General features: G+C 48.8%; 13 protein-coding genes. 9 read left to right on the top strand and 4 right to left on the bottom strand.

Annotation, left to right across the window (positions count from 1 at the left end):
* The first annotated feature begins 354 nt into the window (after positions 1–354).
* Together cydD and cydC are read left to right on the top strand one after the other, a co-directional pair.
* Positions 355–2,085: a thiol reductant ABC exporter subunit CydD gene (gene cydD / locus AY633_RS12350; protein ID WP_068488613.1), complete on the top strand. Its 1,731-nt coding sequence runs from the start codon at positions 355–357 to the stop codon at positions 2,083–2,085.
* Positions 2,073–3,776 carry a thiol reductant ABC exporter subunit CydC gene (gene cydC / locus AY633_RS12345; RefSeq protein WP_068488612.1) on the top strand — a complete coding sequence of 568 codons (1,704 nt, stop codon included), beginning with the start codon at positions 2,073–2,075 and terminating at the stop codon, positions 3,774–3,776. The genes cydD and cydC overlap by 13 nt, the downstream gene beginning before the upstream one ends.
* A gap of 38 nt (positions 3,777–3,814) precedes the next feature.
* Here cydC and AY633_RS12340 read toward each other — a convergent pair whose 3' ends face one another.
* Entirely contained in the window at positions 3,815–4,066 is a 252-nt protein-coding gene (locus AY633_RS12340; RefSeq protein ID WP_068488611.1) for a hypothetical protein, read from the bottom strand.
* A gap of 206 nt (positions 4,067–4,272) precedes the next feature.
* Between AY633_RS12340 and AY633_RS12335 the strand changes: the two genes are divergently transcribed.
* The 3 genes from AY633_RS12335 to AY633_RS12325 all read left to right on the top strand — a co-directional run bounded on the left by AY633_RS12335 (position 4,273) and on the right by AY633_RS12325 (position 7,150).
* Positions 4,273–5,292 (top strand): fatty acid desaturase, encoded by a 1,020-nt coding sequence (locus AY633_RS12335; protein ID WP_068488610.1) that lies wholly within the window; start codon positions 4,273–4,275, stop codon positions 5,290–5,292.
* A 131-nt stretch (positions 5,293–5,423) separates the two neighbouring features.
* Positions 5,424–6,563 carry a sensor histidine kinase gene (locus AY633_RS12330; protein ID WP_068488609.1) on the top strand — a complete coding sequence of 380 codons (1,140 nt, stop codon included), beginning with the start codon at positions 5,424–5,426 and terminating at the stop codon, positions 6,561–6,563.
* A complete protein-coding gene (locus AY633_RS12325) occupies positions 6,560–7,150 on the top strand; it encodes a response regulator transcription factor (RefSeq protein ID WP_068488608.1) in 591 nt (196 codons plus the stop codon). The genes AY633_RS12330 and AY633_RS12325 overlap by 4 nt, the downstream gene beginning before the upstream one ends.
* A gap of 55 nt (positions 7,151–7,205) precedes the next feature.
* Here the strand turns inward: AY633_RS12325 and AY633_RS12320 are convergent, their stop codons facing one another.
* Positions 7,206–7,568 carry a DUF2188 domain-containing protein gene (locus AY633_RS12320; protein ID WP_068460252.1) on the bottom strand — a complete coding sequence of 121 codons (363 nt, stop codon included), beginning with the start codon at positions 7,566–7,568 and terminating at the stop codon, positions 7,206–7,208.
* Between the two features lie 109 nt (positions 7,569–7,677).
* Between AY633_RS12320 and putP the strand changes: the two genes are divergently transcribed.
* Entirely contained in the window at positions 7,678–9,198 is a 1,521-nt protein-coding gene (putP, locus tag AY633_RS12315) for a sodium/proline symporter PutP (protein WP_068488607.1), read from the top strand.
* 49 nt (positions 9,199–9,247) lie between these two features.
* Here putP and AY633_RS12310 read toward each other — a convergent pair whose 3' ends face one another.
* Entirely contained in the window at positions 9,248–9,673 is a 426-nt protein-coding gene (locus AY633_RS12310; RefSeq protein ID WP_068488606.1) for a VOC family protein, read from the bottom strand.
* Positions 9,674–9,870: 197 nt separating this feature from the next.
* Positions 9,871–11,421 carry a BCCT family transporter gene (locus AY633_RS12305; RefSeq protein WP_068488605.1) on the bottom strand — a complete coding sequence of 517 codons (1,551 nt, stop codon included), beginning with the start codon at positions 11,419–11,421 and terminating at the stop codon, positions 9,871–9,873.
* A gap of 202 nt (positions 11,422–11,623) precedes the next feature.
* Here AY633_RS12305 and AY633_RS12300 point away from each other — a divergent pair, with 202 nt between their 5' ends.
* The 3 genes from AY633_RS12300 to AY633_RS12290 all read left to right on the top strand — a co-directional run bounded on the left by AY633_RS12300 (position 11,624) and on the right by AY633_RS12290 (position 15,027).
* A complete protein-coding gene (locus AY633_RS12300; protein WP_068488604.1) occupies positions 11,624–12,337 on the top strand; it encodes a VOC family protein in 714 nt (237 codons plus the stop codon).
* Between the two features lie 99 nt (positions 12,338–12,436).
* The gene (gene hflX, locus AY633_RS12295) at positions 12,437–13,708 is read left to right on the top strand and encodes a GTPase HflX (RefSeq protein WP_068488603.1); all 1,272 of its coding nucleotides are present in this window, start codon (positions 12,437–12,439) and stop codon (positions 13,706–13,708) included.
* Positions 13,709–14,151: 443 nt separating this feature from the next.
* The gene (locus tag AY633_RS12290) at positions 14,152–15,027 is read left to right on the top strand and encodes a DUF6612 family protein (protein WP_068488602.1); all 876 of its coding nucleotides are present in this window, start codon (positions 14,152–14,154) and stop codon (positions 15,025–15,027) included.
* Positions 15,028–15,573 lie beyond the last annotated feature (546 nt).

The raw sequence follows: 15,573 nt of genomic DNA, 5'->3' as shown, positions 1-15,573 counted from the left end.
AAAGGTGATGTATATGCCATGATCACGAAAGAGGAAGAAGCAGTCTTTGAATACGAACTGCAGAAATTAACGACAGAGTGCCGGGAATGCCTGGATACTTCCTTGAAGAGGAAGATCCAAGACGATGCCTTGTGGTTACAGGACATCATTTTTCCGCCATCTGGGAACACAAACCGTAATAGGAACAAATAGACGATATTCAAGCCGCACAGCTTTGCTGTGCGGTTTTTCTTTGTGAAATGTGAACCGTTTTGTAACAATTTCCCGGGAAATGACGCTCACAGTGTGCGTCCCTAAAGGAATCCGTCGCGTGCTCCTTTATAATGGGGGTATGTGAAAGAAAGGGCGATAGCAATGGGCAGTTTGAAGCAAAGGGCTTACAGCCAAAACAATCGCATACGGTTATTGTTTCTAGCATCCTTAGCCAAAGGGCTCGCCATGATTGGGCAAGCTTTGTTTTTCGTCTGGGTGGCAGACGAAGTCTTTTTGAAAGATGCGGCTTTTGAAGAGGTGATGCCGCTATTGGCCGCTTTATTGGCGGTCATTCTGTTGCGGGCGGGCGCAAGTTATGCGATCGGCCGGCTCGGTGTGACGCTTTCTGTTGAGGCGAGACGCCGGTTGCGTCGGGAATTGATCGCTGCGTACAAGGAAAATCCGCTCCAAGGGTCGATAGCGGGGCAGTCGGGGCGCAAGGTCGGCTTGCTGCTTGAAGCGGTCGATGGCACAGATGGCTATTTCAGCAAATATATCCCACAAATGATCCAAAGCTATACCATTCCGTTGCTATTGCTCGGGGTGATTTTTTACTTGAACTGGACGACGGGGCTGATCATTTTGATCACGGCACCATTCATTCCATTGTTCATGGCGATTGTCGGCAAACGGACGAAACAGAAGGCAGATGAAAAAGTCGAGCAATTGGCCAGTTTTTCCGGCGCTTTCCTCGACGTGTTACAAGGATTGACGACTTTACGTTTGTTCGGACAGGCGAAGCGTCAAAGTGACACCATCCGTGATAATAGTTTGAAATTCCGTGATTCGACGATGGACGTTTTGAAGTCAGCTTTCCTGTCTTCATTGACACTCGAATACATCTCCATGTTGAGCATCGGAATTATCGCGCTCGAAATCGGTTTGCGTCTTGTAGTCTTCGACAGCATTACATTTTTCCCGGCCTTTCTTGTGATGCTGCTCGTTCCGGATTTCTTTAATCTATTGAAAGAGTTCGGCAGCGCTTTTCATACGGCAAGAGGAAGTGCAGCCTCGGCTGAATTATTGGCAGAAGAATTGGCGAAAAGCCACCAACCGGTTGTGTGGGGGGCGACGCCCGTACACGGACCGATTGAGTTGGCGTTAGAGCAGGTAAGTTTCCAGTACGGGGAAGGATTTCAGCTGGAGCCGGCTAGTTTCACACTGGAAGCAGGAACGTCCACAGCGCTAGTTGGGCTAAGTGGTTCCGGTAAAAGCACATTGTTGAATATCATGGCAGGATTATTGCCCGCAACGAGCGGCCGCTTGCTGATCAATGGCATCCCGCAGGAACAAATGAGCGAGGATGAATGGTTTGGACAATTAAGCTATATTACGCAAGACCCGTATTTATTTGCAGGAACTATCAAGGAAAACATCATCCTTGGCACAGACCGGGTCGTCGCGCCGCAAGAACTGATGGCGGCAGCACAGAAAGCAGGCATCCTGGAATTGATCGAAGCGTTCCCTGAAGGATTCGACACGATAATCGGGGAGGCGGGACGCGGGCTATCAGGCGGTGAAAAGCAGCGTCTCGTGCTAGCGCGGGCGTTTATCAAAAAGCCGGCACTGCTGTTTTTCGATGAACCAACAGCAGGCCTCGATCTTCAGACAGAACAAGTACTGCAACAAGCCATCGAAGAGCTGTCAAAAAAAGCAACGGTCATCACGATTGCGCACCGCTTGCACACGATCCGTAATGCATCGCGCATTATTGTCTTGGACGAAGGAAGAGTGAAAGCCATCGGCACACACGCAGAGCTGATGAATAGCTTCAGCCCTTACCGGTCCATGATTGAGGCGCAGCAAGGAGGCACACAGGCATGGGTGAATTAAAGACGGTTTTTTGGCTGACACTGAAAGAAAAACGTGATGTTGCTCTTGCCGTAGTGTTCGGCTTTCTAGCAGGGCTCGCAGGCGTTGCGCTTTTAGGGGCGAGCGGCTATTTGATTTCAAAGGCCGCATTAACAGCACAGATGACCACCTTGGTTGTCATGGCGGCGTCGCTGAAACTATTCGGTTTTGCAGCAGCGATTACACGTTACGCGGAAAGGCTGTTTTCACACCGCGCGACGTTTACGATGCTCGGCCATTTGCGGAGCAATTTCTTTGAGCGATTGGCTCCGCTCGCGCCGGGTATTTTCCAGCGCCACCAAAGCGGTGATTTGCTGTCACGTATTGTCGGCGACGTAGAAAGTTTGCAGAATTTCTTATTGCGCGTATTGTATCCGCCAATTGTGGTCGGAATGGTTTTGGTGGCGACGGTGTTCTTTACATCGTTTTACTCGCTGCCGATGGCCTTGGCCATTTTTGTGGGTGCAATTCTTGTCGTCGTTGTTTTGCCAACGTTCTTCGCGCTGCGGAGACGAAAAAAGACGCATGCGACGGGACAAACCCGTGGCGCGTTTTCGGCACAATCGGCTGAATTCCTTTACGGCTTCAAAGATTTGAAAATCCATTTAGCGCTCGATCAAAAAAGCGCAGAATTGCAAGAAAGCGCACAGCGCTACGAACAGGCGCAGCAAAACGAAGGGCTCGAGGAAAATCGAGTTCAGTCATTGAATGCGTTCGTGGCTTTTTTGACTTCATTTGTCGTCTTGGCAACGGGGGCGTATTTCGTGTCGATTGGAGAGTTATCCGGTTTGTATTTAGCGATGCTGGTGATGGTGTCGCTCGGTGCATTTGAGAATGTCGGCCCGCTTGCTGCACTTCCGGCGTATTACGAAGAAAGTCGAATTGCTGCGCGCAGGCTCGACGAAGTAGTGGCTGAAGAAGCTGACCAGAGCACAGGGAGCATGCCGGAGGGGGCGGTGAACATTGAGGCAGAGCACCTCAGCTACCGCTATCCGAACGATGGGCGCTTGGCGCTCGATGAAATCAATTTTCGGTTGCCGCAAGGGTCCAAAACGGCCATTGTCGGCCCGAGCGGTTCCGGGAAATCGACTTTATTGCAGCTATTGCTAAAAACTGCAGAGCCTGAGAACGGCAGTATCCGTTTAGGAGGCGAAGCGCTTAGCCAGATGGCCCCTGAAAACGTATGGCAGCGCATGAATGTCGTACTGCAGGAAAATCATTTCTTTTCAGGGACGATTGAAAGCAATTTGCGCATTGCCAACGGGCAGGCAGATGCCGGACAACTAAACGAAGCGCTTGAACTTGTACGGTTGGGCCATCTGGAACTGGCTGCGCCGGTTTATGAAAAAGGCCGAAATTTATCGGGTGGCGAAAAACAACGCCTTGCGATGGCAAGGGCTTTCTTAAAAGGCGAACGGTTGTGGTTGCTGGACGAACCGTTTTCATCGGTGGACGGTGTGACCGCTCAGTCCATTTACAGCGAATTGTTCGCCCGTCACCCCGAAGACACGTTTGTCATCATCAGCCACGACTTATCGAGATTGGAAGATATGGATCATATCTTGGTATTGGAAAATGGCCGTTTGATCGAACAAGGCACTTACCAGGAATTGATGGAACGCCGCGGCTATTTCTACGGGCTGAAAAAAATAGAAGAAGAAGTTTTCGCCTGAGTGTTCACATTGGCTGAAAGCTATGTAAAAAGACGCGTCTATGCAGACGCGTCTTTTTGTCGTTCGGCTATGAGTGGTTGATTTTTCAAGGCGTCGTCGAGCTTCATTTGCTCAAGTTCGAGACGCAGCTTCTGTGTTTCGATAACGTAATTGTCGTGCTTGAGTTTTTCGAGTTCCACTTCCGTCTCGAGTGCCTGCTGGTGCATTTTTTTCTTTCGAGTTAAATAGTCTGTCCAAATGGCGACGAGGGGTATGGAAAAGACCATAATGACGGCTACCAGTCCTGTCATAGTGTTCACCTCTATTCAGATTATTCTGTATATCAAGTAGTATACACGTTTTTCTTGATTTTAGAAAGTTATGGAAAAACAAAAACCATGACAGGTGTCATGTGTGGAAACAGACGTTTATGTCTTATGAAGAAGGCGGTAGGGGCGTAATATGTGGATTAACAAGTAAACAGGTGGGCACGCCCATTTTAGGAGGAAGACAAGAGATGAGCAAAGAAAAGACAGCGCAATTACGTAAGTTTGTCGCCCCTTTCGAAAAAGCAGATGTTAAAGCAAGCGTTCAACAAATGATCAACACCATACCACCATTTCTCGTTCTTTGGTTTTTAGCATATCTCGCATTGGATGTTTCCGTTTGGTTGACAGTCGGGATTTCCATTGTCGCAGCTGGATTTGTCGTTCGCATGTTCATCATTTTCCATGATTGCACACATGGCTCGTTCTTCAAAAACAAAAAAGCGAACGCAGTCGTCGGAACGATTACCGGAATCTTAACCCTTTTCGCTTATGAAAAATGGAAACGCGAGCACGCAATCCATCACGCGTCGAGTGGTAACCTTGACAAGCGCGGAGTCGGTGACATCTGGGTCATGACAATTGACGAGTATGTAGAAGCTTCTAAATGGGAACGTTTCAAATACCGCATGTACCGCAACCCTCTCGTTATGTTTGGCTTAGGGCCGTTATTCCTAGTCTTAATCTCAAGCCGTTTCAATCGCAAAGATGCACGTAAGAAAGAGCGTAACAATACGTATTTAATTAATGCTTCACTTGTAGTTCTTTACACGATCATGATCTTAGCGATCGGCTGGCAGGCATTCGTTTTGATCCAAGGTACGATCATGTTTACTGCTGGGGCACTGGGCATTTGGTTGTTCTACATCCAGCATACATTCGAGGATTCGTATTTTGAGGACGAAAGCGAATGGGATTACGTGAAAGCAGCAATCGAAGGCAGCTCGTATTATGAATTGCCGAAAGTTCTGCAATGGGTGACTGGCAACATCGGCTTCCACCATGTTCATCACTTGAGCCCGCGTGTGCCGAACTATAATTTGGAAAAGGCGCACGTATCGACACCGCCGCTTCAAAAAGCGACGACGGTCAACTTAAAAACAAGCTTCCAATCGTTGAAGTACAAAGTATACGACGAAGAGAACAAAAGATTTGTGACATTCGGCGCGATCAAGCATTTGCTTGGTGAGTCCCGGACAGCACAGCAATAAAGCGGAACTGCCCTTGCCCCTCATTAGAGGCAAGGGCAGTTTTTCTTTAAATGCGTTTCAATGGCAATAGGGGTTTTCTTTTTAGCTTCGAGCTTTGATATGATAGAAGAAAGAAACATGAGGAGGCAATTATGCAGAACTGGTATCAAATTTTCCCCCGTAATACGTGGCTAAGCATCTATGCCTGGACAATCTTTTGCATTTTGCCATTCTTTTTCATTTTCCGTTCGTCTTCTCTGACGGAAATCGCAGCAGGTATTATCTTGCTAGCGGCGTTTTTTATTGCTTATCGCCTGTCGTTTAGTTCACATTCTTTCTTCGTGTACTTGTGGGTGAGTGTTGAGATGATCATCAACGTCGCAATGATTTTTTTATTCGGCTATGTTTACCTGGCAATTTTTCTAGCATTCTTTATCGGCAATATCCGTAGCAAAGTCGGATTTTTCATCATTTATGGCCTGCATATCGGAACGACGATCGCGGCTATTATTTACGGGATGATCATGGATTTTGAATTGTATATGACACAATTACCCTTCATCATCTTGAGTGTTCTCGGTGTCATCTTACTGCCGTTTAATACTTATAACCGGCATAAACGCGAGAAGCTCGAAGGGGCGCTCGAAGACGCCAATAGACGGATTTCCCAGTTGGTATTGATTGAAGAGCGCGAACGGATCGCACGTGACCTGCACGATACGCTTGGCCAAAAATTATCGTTGATCGGCTTGAAAAGCGACTTAGCGGGGAAACTACTTAGTAAAGACCCTGAACGCGCAGCGGCTGAGATCCAAGACGTTCGCCAGACGGCGCGCACAGCGCTGAAAGAAGTGCGGGAATTGGTGACAGATATGCGCGGCACCAAACTCGAAGACGAGCTAGTGCGCATTCAGCAAATCTTGCGGGCCGCGGATATGGATTTCGTCTTTTATGGCAGCGCCAAGCTCAACAACACACCATTGTTGATGGAGCATGTGCTGAGCATGTGTTTGAAAGAAGCGGTGACTAATGTCGTGAAACATAGCGCAGCGTCTCGTTGTACGGTGCTGATCAAGCAGACACCGAACGACATTCTGGTGCAAGTGCAAGACGATGGCGTGGGCTTTCCTGAAGGCAATCCGCTCATTCAAGGAAATGGGCTGACGGGCATGCGGGAGCGGCTAGATTTCGTTAATGGGCAAGTTGATGTCGAAGTGATGGATGGCACGACTTTGAACATTCGAGTGCCCAACGTCATTCTTTACCAAGATTTGGAGGGGAGAAATTCATGATTCGAATCGTATTGGCGGAAGACCAGCGCATGATGCTTGGGGCGCTTGGGTCATTATTGGATCTAGAAGACGATTTGGAAGTAGTGGGCATGGCACCGAATGGGGAAGAAGCGATTCGCTTAGTGGAGGAGCTGAACCCTGATGTCTGCATCATGGATATCGAAATGCCGGTCAAGAGCGGGCTGGATGCGGCAGAAGCCTTAAAAGACCACCCATGCAAGACCATCATCCTGACGACGTTCGCCCGTTCAGGTTATTTCGAACGGGCACGGAAAGCTGGCGTCAGCGGCTATCTATTGAAAGACAGCCCGAGCGAGGAACTCGGCACTTCGATCCGCACCATCATGGATGGCCGCCGGATTTATGCGCCGGAACTCGTCGATTTGGCGTATGCCGGAAGCAATCCGCTGACCGAACGCGAGCGCCAAGTCATGGAATTGATCACAGAAGGGCGAAGCACGAAGGAAATTGCGAAAGAGTTGTTTATTACGACAGGGACCGTACGCAATTACATTTCCACGATTCTTGATAAACTTGAAGCGAGCAATCGCATCGAAGCCATTGCACGCTACCGGGAGAAAAGCTGAATGCCTAAAATAGCAGGGCAGGAAAACGATCGTGTTTCCCGTCCTGCTATTGGCTTCACTCGTATAATTTTTCCTGCAGTGAATCGTCTTCCGCATAAATGTGAAGTTCGCCGTTGTTGCGGTTGACGTAACGCTTCGCTTCGCCCATCAAGTCATCCTTTGTATCTTCAATGAGGATGGCTTTTTTGCTGTCTTTCTTCTTCAACTGCCATCCTTCCGAATGCTTGCGGATTTCGTAGACCGGGGCGTCGCTATCGCCTTCTACGGTATCCCGTGCCTGATCGAGCGCAATCGGTATGGCGCGTCCTTCTTCGTACCCATCACGTAAAAGGGCATTGGCAATCTCAATCGCTTTGTTACGAACAGCCTCATCCAAATTTTTGAAAGAATCCGGGTAATCGTTCTTATTCCACGGCATATTTATCGCCTCCTTGCCTCTCTATGCCCATTTAAATAGGAAATAAAACGCAAAGCCCCCTTTTCATCTAAGCTCATTATGTTAAAGTGTTTAATAAGGAGGAGATGTCATGACAGATACAACCTATCAAATCATAGCCTTACTCGTGTACCTTGCGGCTATGCTATTCATTGGCTGGTATGCGTATAAGAAGACAGCCGACTTATCCGATTACATGCTCGGGGGAAGGGGACTCGGCCCATCCGTTGCAGCTCTCAGTGCCGGCGCATCCGATATGTCTGGATGGCTATTGCTAGGACTGCCTGGCGCCATTTACGTTGGCGGGCTCGTGGAAGTCTGGATCGCCATCGGGTTAACCATCGGTGCATTTCTGAACTGGTTCTTTGTTGCGCCTCGTCTACGGATCTACTCATTCGTCACCAGTGATTCCATCACCATTCCTAGCTTCTTAGAAAATCGTTTAAAAGATAGTTCGCGCCTATTGCGGATTGTCGCTGGTATCATCATTTTGATTTTCTTCACATTCTACGTTTCATCCGGAATGGTAGCTTCTGGCTTATTCTTCCAGAGCTCATTCGGAATGGATTACCATCTTGGCCTCGTTATTGGTTCCGTGGTAGTTGTTGCCTATACCTTATTCGGCGGATTTCTTGCCGTCAGTTACACGGACTTTGTTCAAGGGGTCATGATGTTCTTGTCGCTTATTGCAGTACCGGTCGTCGGGATTTTCGTTACCGGCGGATTCGGGGAAACGGCAGCAAGCATCCGGGAAGTCGATCCGAACATGTTGAGCCTTGTTTCAGGGGCCTCCACGATCGGCGTCATTTCAGCCGCTGCCTGGGGTCTTGGTTACTTTGGCCAGCCGCACATCATCGTTCGTTTTATGGCCATTAAAACTTTGAAAGAAGTTCGTACAGCCCGCCGCATCGGTATGGGCTGGATGATCTTAAGCCTTATCGGGGCAACGGGTACGGCTTTGATCGGGATTGCGTATTTCCAGCAAAATCCTGGATCTACATTGGTGGACCCGGAAGCGGTCTTCTTGGACATGAGCCAAGTGCTGTTCCATCCGCTAGTGGCAGGCTTTGTCCTGGCAGCAGTTCTAGCAGCAATCATGAGTACGATTTCGTCTCAATTGCTGGTCAGCTCGTCTGCTTTGATCGAAGATTTGTACAAAATCGCTTTCAAAAAAGAGTCTAGCGCGAAAGGGTATGTCATGCTTGGTCGTATCGCCGTAGCAGCCATCGCTGTTATCGCCGCCACGCTTGCATGGGAGCAGAACAATACCATCCTTGGATTGGTCGCTTATGCGTGGGCAGGATTCGGTGCTGCCTTTGGCCCGATCATTCTGCTATCGCTCTTCTGGCGCAAGCTTACTGCTAAAGGTGCGCTCGCTGGTATGCTCGTTGGTGCCGTCACGGTTATCATCTGGGATCTAGTGGGAAATATGGAAGGCGCTTCTGCTAATGATCTAACCATGTTCATGGGCAGCGTCTATGAAATCATTCCTGGCTTCTTCCTTAGCTGGTTGGCTACATGGGGTGTCAGCTTGATGACATACAAACCGAATGCTGAAATCGATGCAGAATTCGATGAAACCGTTCGCTTGATCGAAGAAGACAAAAACTAAAAAACGAAACAGGCAATCCTCATTTGTGAGGATTGCCTGTTTTTTGTGTTTAGTTTGTTTGAGCATCATCATGGTTGAACATCCAGACGATGCCGTATTTATCTTCTACGATGCCGTACGCTGGGCTCCAAAATGTCTCCTGCAATTCCATTTGAACGTTTCCCTCTTCTCCCAACCGTTTGAATTCGTTCGCCATTTTCTTCAGGTCATTCGATAGCACCGTGACGTTGATATTCTTGCCGACCGAAATAGGATCATCTGACATGGCGTCCGAAAACATGACAGGGCTGCCATGGATATTCAAATTCGCGTGCATGATCCGTGATTTCATCTCTTCGGGCATCTCCTGGCCTGGCTCAGAAGGCATGTCCCCAAAGCGTGAAAACTCAGGTGGTTCCGTACCGAATACAGTTGCGTAATAGCCTACTGCTTCTTCGCAATTACCATTGAAAATCATATAGACATTAATAGACATGGGGAAAACTCCTTTCTATGATTATGTAAAAAGCGAACAAACATTCTCTTTTTTATTATATACCCCTTACGCCGAAGGTAAAGGTTTTTTGTTTGAATAATCAGTTTTTTTGTAAAGAGAGCCTGTAAGTGCAATCCAATAGAAAAACTGCCTTAACAGCGATGGATCATAGGCTGTTAAGGCAGTGTCGTTTTGCATTACTTATTTTGTTGTTTCCGTGCTTCGCGTTCCAATCGTCTGAAGCGGCGTAATTCAGATTTGCGGATTGGCGGTGCTTCGCCGCGGATGATTTTGGTGAATGACCAAAGCATCAGCAGCAGCAGCACCGTAAACGGCAGGGCCGATATGAGCGAGGCGGTTTGCAAGGCGCTAAGCCCGCCAGCGTAAAGGAGGACAGCTGCAATCGCAGACATCAAAACGCCCCAAATGACTTTGAACAAAGTTGGCGGGTTCAAGCTGCCAAAACTAGTCATTGTCGCCAAGATATAGGTAGCGGAGTCAGCTGATGTTACTAGGAAAGTGAAGATCAGCAAAATCGCTAAGACGGACATAATGGTCGACAACGGGAGCACGTCAAAGGTTTGGAACAGTGCAGAAGTCAAATCCACATTGACCGCTTCCGCAATGCCTGATTGCTGGTTCAGGTCATACCATAAGGCCGTACCGCCGAAGACGGCGATCCACACGCAAGCGATGGCTGGCGGAATGACCAGCACACCGAAGACGAATTCGCGGATGGTGCGCCCGCGTGAAACCCGTGCAACGAATGCTCCGACAAATGGAGACCAGGCAGTTGCCCAAGCCCAGTAGAAAATGGTCCAGCCAAGCACCCATTCTCCTTCAGTATAGGGCTCCATGCGCAAGCTATACTGGACGAAATTGGTAATGTAATCGCCGATTGCGAGCGTGAATGTATCCATAATGAAGACTGTCGGGCCTGCAATGAAAACGAAGACCATTAACACAAGTGCCAAGCCTAAGTTCAAATTACTTAAATAAGCAATTCCTTTGTGCAGGCCTGTAGAAGAAGACAAAGTATAGGCGGCGAACATGACACCGATAATCGCCAATTGGATTGGAAAGGCATTGTCGATGCCAAAGACGGCGTTCAATCCACCGTTCATCTGCAAGACGCCTAGACCGAGTGAAGTCGCGATCCCCATGACAGTCGCAATGACGGCGAGTGAATCAATCGTATGTTTGACCACTGGTTTTGCACCGAGGACCGGTTCAAGTGCCGTCGAGACAAGTCCTGGCTTTTTGCGTCTGAACTGCAGGAAGCCGATAACCAAACCGACAATCGCGAAAACGGACCATTGGCTAATGCCCCAGTGGAAGAATGAATAGCCCATCGCAATGCGCGCGGCTTCTTCTGTTTGCCCTTCAGTGCCGAATGGCGTAGTGAAGAAGTGGCTCATCGGTTCTGCAACGCCCCAGAATACGAGCCCTGCACCGAAACCGGCTGAAAATAGCATGCCGATCCAAGTGAAGAAAGGGAATTCAGGTCGGTCAGAGTCGGCGCCAAGCCGAATGCTGCCATATTTCGTAATAGCGATAATGATCAGGAAAAGGGTGATGATGAAGACAGCAAGTAAGTAGAACCAACCGAAGTTCAAAGTAGTGAAGTTAAATAAAGTGCCGGCGACTTCGCCGAAACGGACCGGCATAAATGCCCCAGCCACGACCAACAGCAGGATCACGGCTGTCGATATGAGAAACACGGGGTTTGTCAATAATTTTTTATCCATGATGACCTCCTTTAAGATGTGGTGATTATCTTTTCCTATACCCTAGCGTATCGAAAATGATGCCTAAAAACTACCCATTTTCCGGAAAAATCAGAATTGACGGGGAAAAGTGACCATATACACAGCAAACCGACAAGGTTAGAGGGTATGATACCTAATATAGAAGAAACCATCCACCAAGACGAAAAGGAGTGTTCGCCAAATGAAATTAGACCATATCGTTCATTTTACCCGCATGAGCCCGAAGGCCAGCAGCGAATTTTGGGACGGCGAGGGGTTTCATGCCGTTACAGGGGGCAGCCACAAAAGCTGGGGCACTCACAACGCCCTCATGTACGGAGCGGATTATTATATTGAATGGCTGGCGATCGAAGATGAACGTGTAGCAGATCAATCTAACCATCCCCTAGTCGAGCAACTGCGCCATGATGAGGAAGGCTTCGGCACGGTTTGCCTGCGTTCTGATGACCTGAACCAATTGGCCTCGCAGATTGAAGCTCGGGGATTCCGGACAATCGGGCCGACGAACGCTGAAAGGCTGACGGATACAGGCGAAACCATCCGCTGGCGTCTGCTTTTCATCGACCAGCCGATTTCCTCTGATTTACCTTTGCCGTTCTTCATTGAATGGGAAGAACCGGATGAAGCACGCATTGCCGGTCTGAAACGCAAAGGGGCCATCACCGAGCTTAATGAACATCTGCATCTGGATACACTTGTCTTTTCAGTGGCAGATCCGCTACGCAGTGAAGCGGAGTGGAGCAGCTTGTTCGGGGGCGCCCTCGCTCTTGAAAATTGCCGGCTGCTGTTTGAGCAGGGGGAAGGGCAAGAGCGTTTGCGTGAAGTGCGCTTCGAATCGGCTGAGCGGGAAATCGTTTTCGAGCAAGGGGTTTACCAAGCGCCGCGTTTCGGATAGGGGTGGCAGTGGTAGTGTGATAGGATAGAAAGAAACTTCAAACGGATAGACATATAGGAACCGGTGGAATGGAAATTCTGCCGAAGGAGGCAGCAAGAGATGGAACAATTACTGGAAAAAGCGATTATCGTGGGTGTCCAATTGCAAAAAGATACCCATTTTGAATACAGCATGGAAGAATTGCGAAATTTAGCGGGGGCACTCGGCGTTGAAGTGGTCGGCGAATTGCATCAAAACCTAGACCGCATAAATCCGGCCCATTACGTCGGTACGGGCAAAGTCGAGGAAGCCAAAATGCTATATGAGGAAGCGGATGCCAATTTGATCATCTTTAATGATGAACTGTCACCGTCACAGATTCGCAACCTTGAAGAAGAGTTGGAATGCAAAGTCATCGACCGGACGATGCTCATTTTGGACATCTTCTCGAGACGTGCCCGCACGCGTGAAGCGCAAGTACAAGTCGAACTGGCGCAATTGCAATACATGCTGCCGCGTTTAGTCGGTTTGCGCGCCTCGCTCGGACGCCAAGGCGGCGCCAGCAGCGGAGGGCTCGCCAACCGTGGTGCCGGGGAGACCAAACTGGAACTCGACCGGCGCAAAATCGAGGACCAGATCACTAAGCTTAGACGGGAACTCGACCAAGTAAAAGAGCAGCGCACCACACAGCGCAAGCAGCGCCTGAAAAAAGGCATGCCGGTTGTCTCGCTAGTCGGGTATACCAACGCAGGCAAGTCGACGGTCCTCAACAGCTTGCTGACGAAGACGGGACAAGACGCCGACAAACAGGTTTTTGAAAAAGACATGCTGTTCGCAACTTTGGACACATCGATCCGCCAAATCCGGTTGGAAGACAATAAAACCTTTTTACTGTCCGATACGGTCGGATTTGTCAGCCGCTTGCCGCACCATCTGGTCAAAGCATTCCGCTCGACGCTGGAAGAAGCCCGCAATGCTGACTTACTGCTTCATGTGGTCGACGTATCGAACGATGAGCGCGATTATATGATGGAAGTGACCGACGCGACGCTGCAGGACGTGGGCGTCGAAAATGTTCCGACTTTATATGTCTATAATAAATCGGATCTCGCCGGTGTCGCTTACCCGAGAAAGAGTGCTGATGCGGTCTGGATCTCCGCAAAAGAAGGTGAGGGGCTCGATGAACTGATTGAGAGCATCCGTGACCGTCTCTTTGCGGACCATGTCATGTGCCGGATGGAAATTCCATTCGGGCGCGGAGACGTCGTCGCATATTTAAGTGATCACGCCAGCATCAAAGAAACCGAATACGGTGAAGCTGGCACCTTGATCACCGTGGAATTAAGCCGTGCAGATTACGACCGTTACGAGCAATTCGTCGTAGGCAAATAATTAAGCGTCTGAAGGATAAGGAAAGAAGCCGGGGAATATCTCCGGCTTCTTTTCAGAGTGTTGAAGAAGTCTATAAACTCTTATAAATGAAAAGAGTGTGGTATTATTCCACAATTAAAAAACAACGAATTATCTCAGTATTTGGAGAAGCGTTCGCTCGACTCCTATGGGAATAGCGGGTTTGAGAGACCCCGCAGGAACGAAGTGACGAGGAGGCTCGATTCCCGCCCCATGGAAAGCGAGCGCTAAGCTTCGGAAAATACGCTTTTCAAGGGTTTCTCGACAGCCTGAGAAGAAGCTGGGAATATCTCCGGCTTCTTTTTTTCTTTGAAAATCTTTATTCTTAGTGAGGGATAATTAAGCGGCTGTAAATTGGGTAAACTGTGAGTAAAGGCAGAATGCTGTATAATGGACGACAAGTCTTTATAAGGAGAGTGAACGCCATGAGAAAATGGATGGCAGTCATCGGAACGAGCGCTGCTGTTGTCGGCCTTGGCGCATGCAGCAATGCGGAAGCGCCGACGACTGAAGAAGAAAGCGAGAACCCTGCACAAGAAACCCCGGAAGAAACACAGGGCGCTTCGGAGGTTTACACACAAGCACTAGAGGCTTCTCAGCAAGTGGAAAGCGTGCGCGCAAAGTCGCACACTGAACAACAGATGAAGATGCAGCCGGATGGCATGGAAATCGACATGACAGTGGATTCTGAAATGGAAATGACCTATGAACCCCTGGCTTTTCATCAAACAGGCGAGACCAGCATTGTATCGGAGGATATCGACAACGCCAATCCAATGCTGACGGAAATGTATATGACCGAAGAAGGGTTATATATGCATGAAACGTCTGTCGACATGTGGCTGAAGATGCCGGAAGAAATGCAAGAAAACATGCAGTCGATTGCCGGACAGCAATCGGCTGACCCAGCGCGCCAATTGAATGAACTTGGTAATTTCGAAGAGAATTTCACGCTGGAAGAAACAGATGAAGCCTATATACTGACACTTGATGCTTCAGGAGAAGAATTCCAGGAACTAACGGATGAACAATTGGAGAAAACGCTGGGACAAATGGAGATCGAAGCCCCTCTAGCTCCGGAAGATCTGGAAGTGCATGCTGTGAACTACGTCATCACGCTGGATAAGGAAACCTATTTAGCGGACCGTATGGAAGTCGATATGGAACTTGATGTCGATGTGCGCGGTGAAATGATGGCGATCGAATCGCAGATGCAAGTGGACTACAGCGATTACAACGCCATCGATCCGATCGAAATCCCGCCGGAAGTATTGGAACAAGCACAGGAAATCGAATTTTAATAATGAGAACGGCAAGCAGAGGGAAGTTCCCTCTGCTTTTTTATATGGAAACGATCCTGTGTAAAGCAGCGACTTTAACTCCCTAGTCACACTCTGTCCCCAACCCAGGAAGCGATTCCCCCGCTAGCCGGAAACTATATAAAGAAGCAGATCCGGCTAAACACACTTCACTCAATAAAATGTCTCAGCCGCCCAGCGCAAAGGGGTGAGCCGATGCAACAAGACAGGCGTTCTTCCTGGCTTGATGCAAGAGGCCAACCCAAAGCAGAGCGGCGACTATACAAGCGACGTCCGACCAAGTTAACAGTTTGCGCTATCAAATCCCCAACCCAGGAAGCAATTCCCCAACTAGCCGGAAACGCCTAAAGAAGCAGATCTGGCTAAACACACTTCCCGCAATGAAATCTCTAGATAGTCTACACTTTGTTGGACAGAAAAATTAAGGGCGCGTAAGCTAGTACCACATCAACCCCCGAAAAGGAGTCCTTATCATGTCTCAAGAACGTCGCGCTTTTTCGCGTGAATTCAAGCAACAGATGGTGGATT

It is taken from the genome of Planococcus maritimus (assembly GCF_001592825.1).
Classification (GTDB): Bacteria; Bacillota; Bacilli; order Bacillales_A; family Planococcaceae; genus Planococcus; species Planococcus maritimus_C.
Note: the sequence above shows the minus strand (reverse complement) of the source record. Positions and strands in the feature narration are given on the sequence as shown.

Bases quoted from the DNA above. Each gene is read 5' to 3' on its own strand.
- AY633_RS12340 (WP_068488611.1), bottom strand. From the start codon at position 4,066: ATGACAGGACTGGTAGCCGTCATTATGGTCTTTTCCATACCCCTCGTC.
- AY633_RS12325 (WP_068488608.1), top strand. From the start codon at position 6,560: ATGATTCGAATCGTATTGGCGGAAGACCAGCGCATGATGCTTGGGGCG.
- AY633_RS12330 (WP_068488609.1), top strand. From the start codon at position 5,424: ATGCAGAACTGGTATCAAATTTTCCCCCGTAATACGTGGCTAAGCATC.
- AY633_RS12335 (WP_068488610.1), top strand. From the start codon at position 4,273: ATGAGCAAAGAAAAGACAGCGCAATTACGTAAGTTTGTCGCCCCTTTC.
- AY633_RS12320 (WP_068460252.1), bottom strand. From the start codon at position 7,568: ATGCCGTGGAATAAGAACGATTACCCGGATTCTTTCAAAAATTTGGAT.
- AY633_RS12305 (WP_068488605.1), bottom strand. From the start codon at position 11,421: ATGGATAAAAAATTATTGACAAACCCCGTGTTTCTCATATCGACAGCC.
- AY633_RS12300 (WP_068488604.1), top strand. From the start codon at position 11,624: ATGAAATTAGACCATATCGTTCATTTTACCCGCATGAGCCCGAAGGCC.
- cydD (WP_068488613.1), top strand. From the start codon at position 355: ATGGGCAGTTTGAAGCAAAGGGCTTACAGCCAAAACAATCGCATACGG.
- AY633_RS12290 (WP_068488602.1), top strand. From the start codon at position 14,152: ATGAGAAAATGGATGGCAGTCATCGGAACGAGCGCTGCTGTTGTCGGC.
- putP (WP_068488607.1), top strand. From the start codon at position 7,678: ATGACAGATACAACCTATCAAATCATAGCCTTACTCGTGTACCTTGCG.
- cydC (WP_068488612.1), top strand. From the start codon at position 2,073: ATGGGTGAATTAAAGACGGTTTTTTGGCTGACACTGAAAGAAAAACGT.
- AY633_RS12310 (WP_068488606.1), bottom strand. From the start codon at position 9,673: ATGTCTATTAATGTCTATATGATTTTCAATGGTAATTGCGAAGAAGCA.
- hflX (WP_068488603.1), top strand. From the start codon at position 12,437: ATGGAACAATTACTGGAAAAAGCGATTATCGTGGGTGTCCAATTGCAA.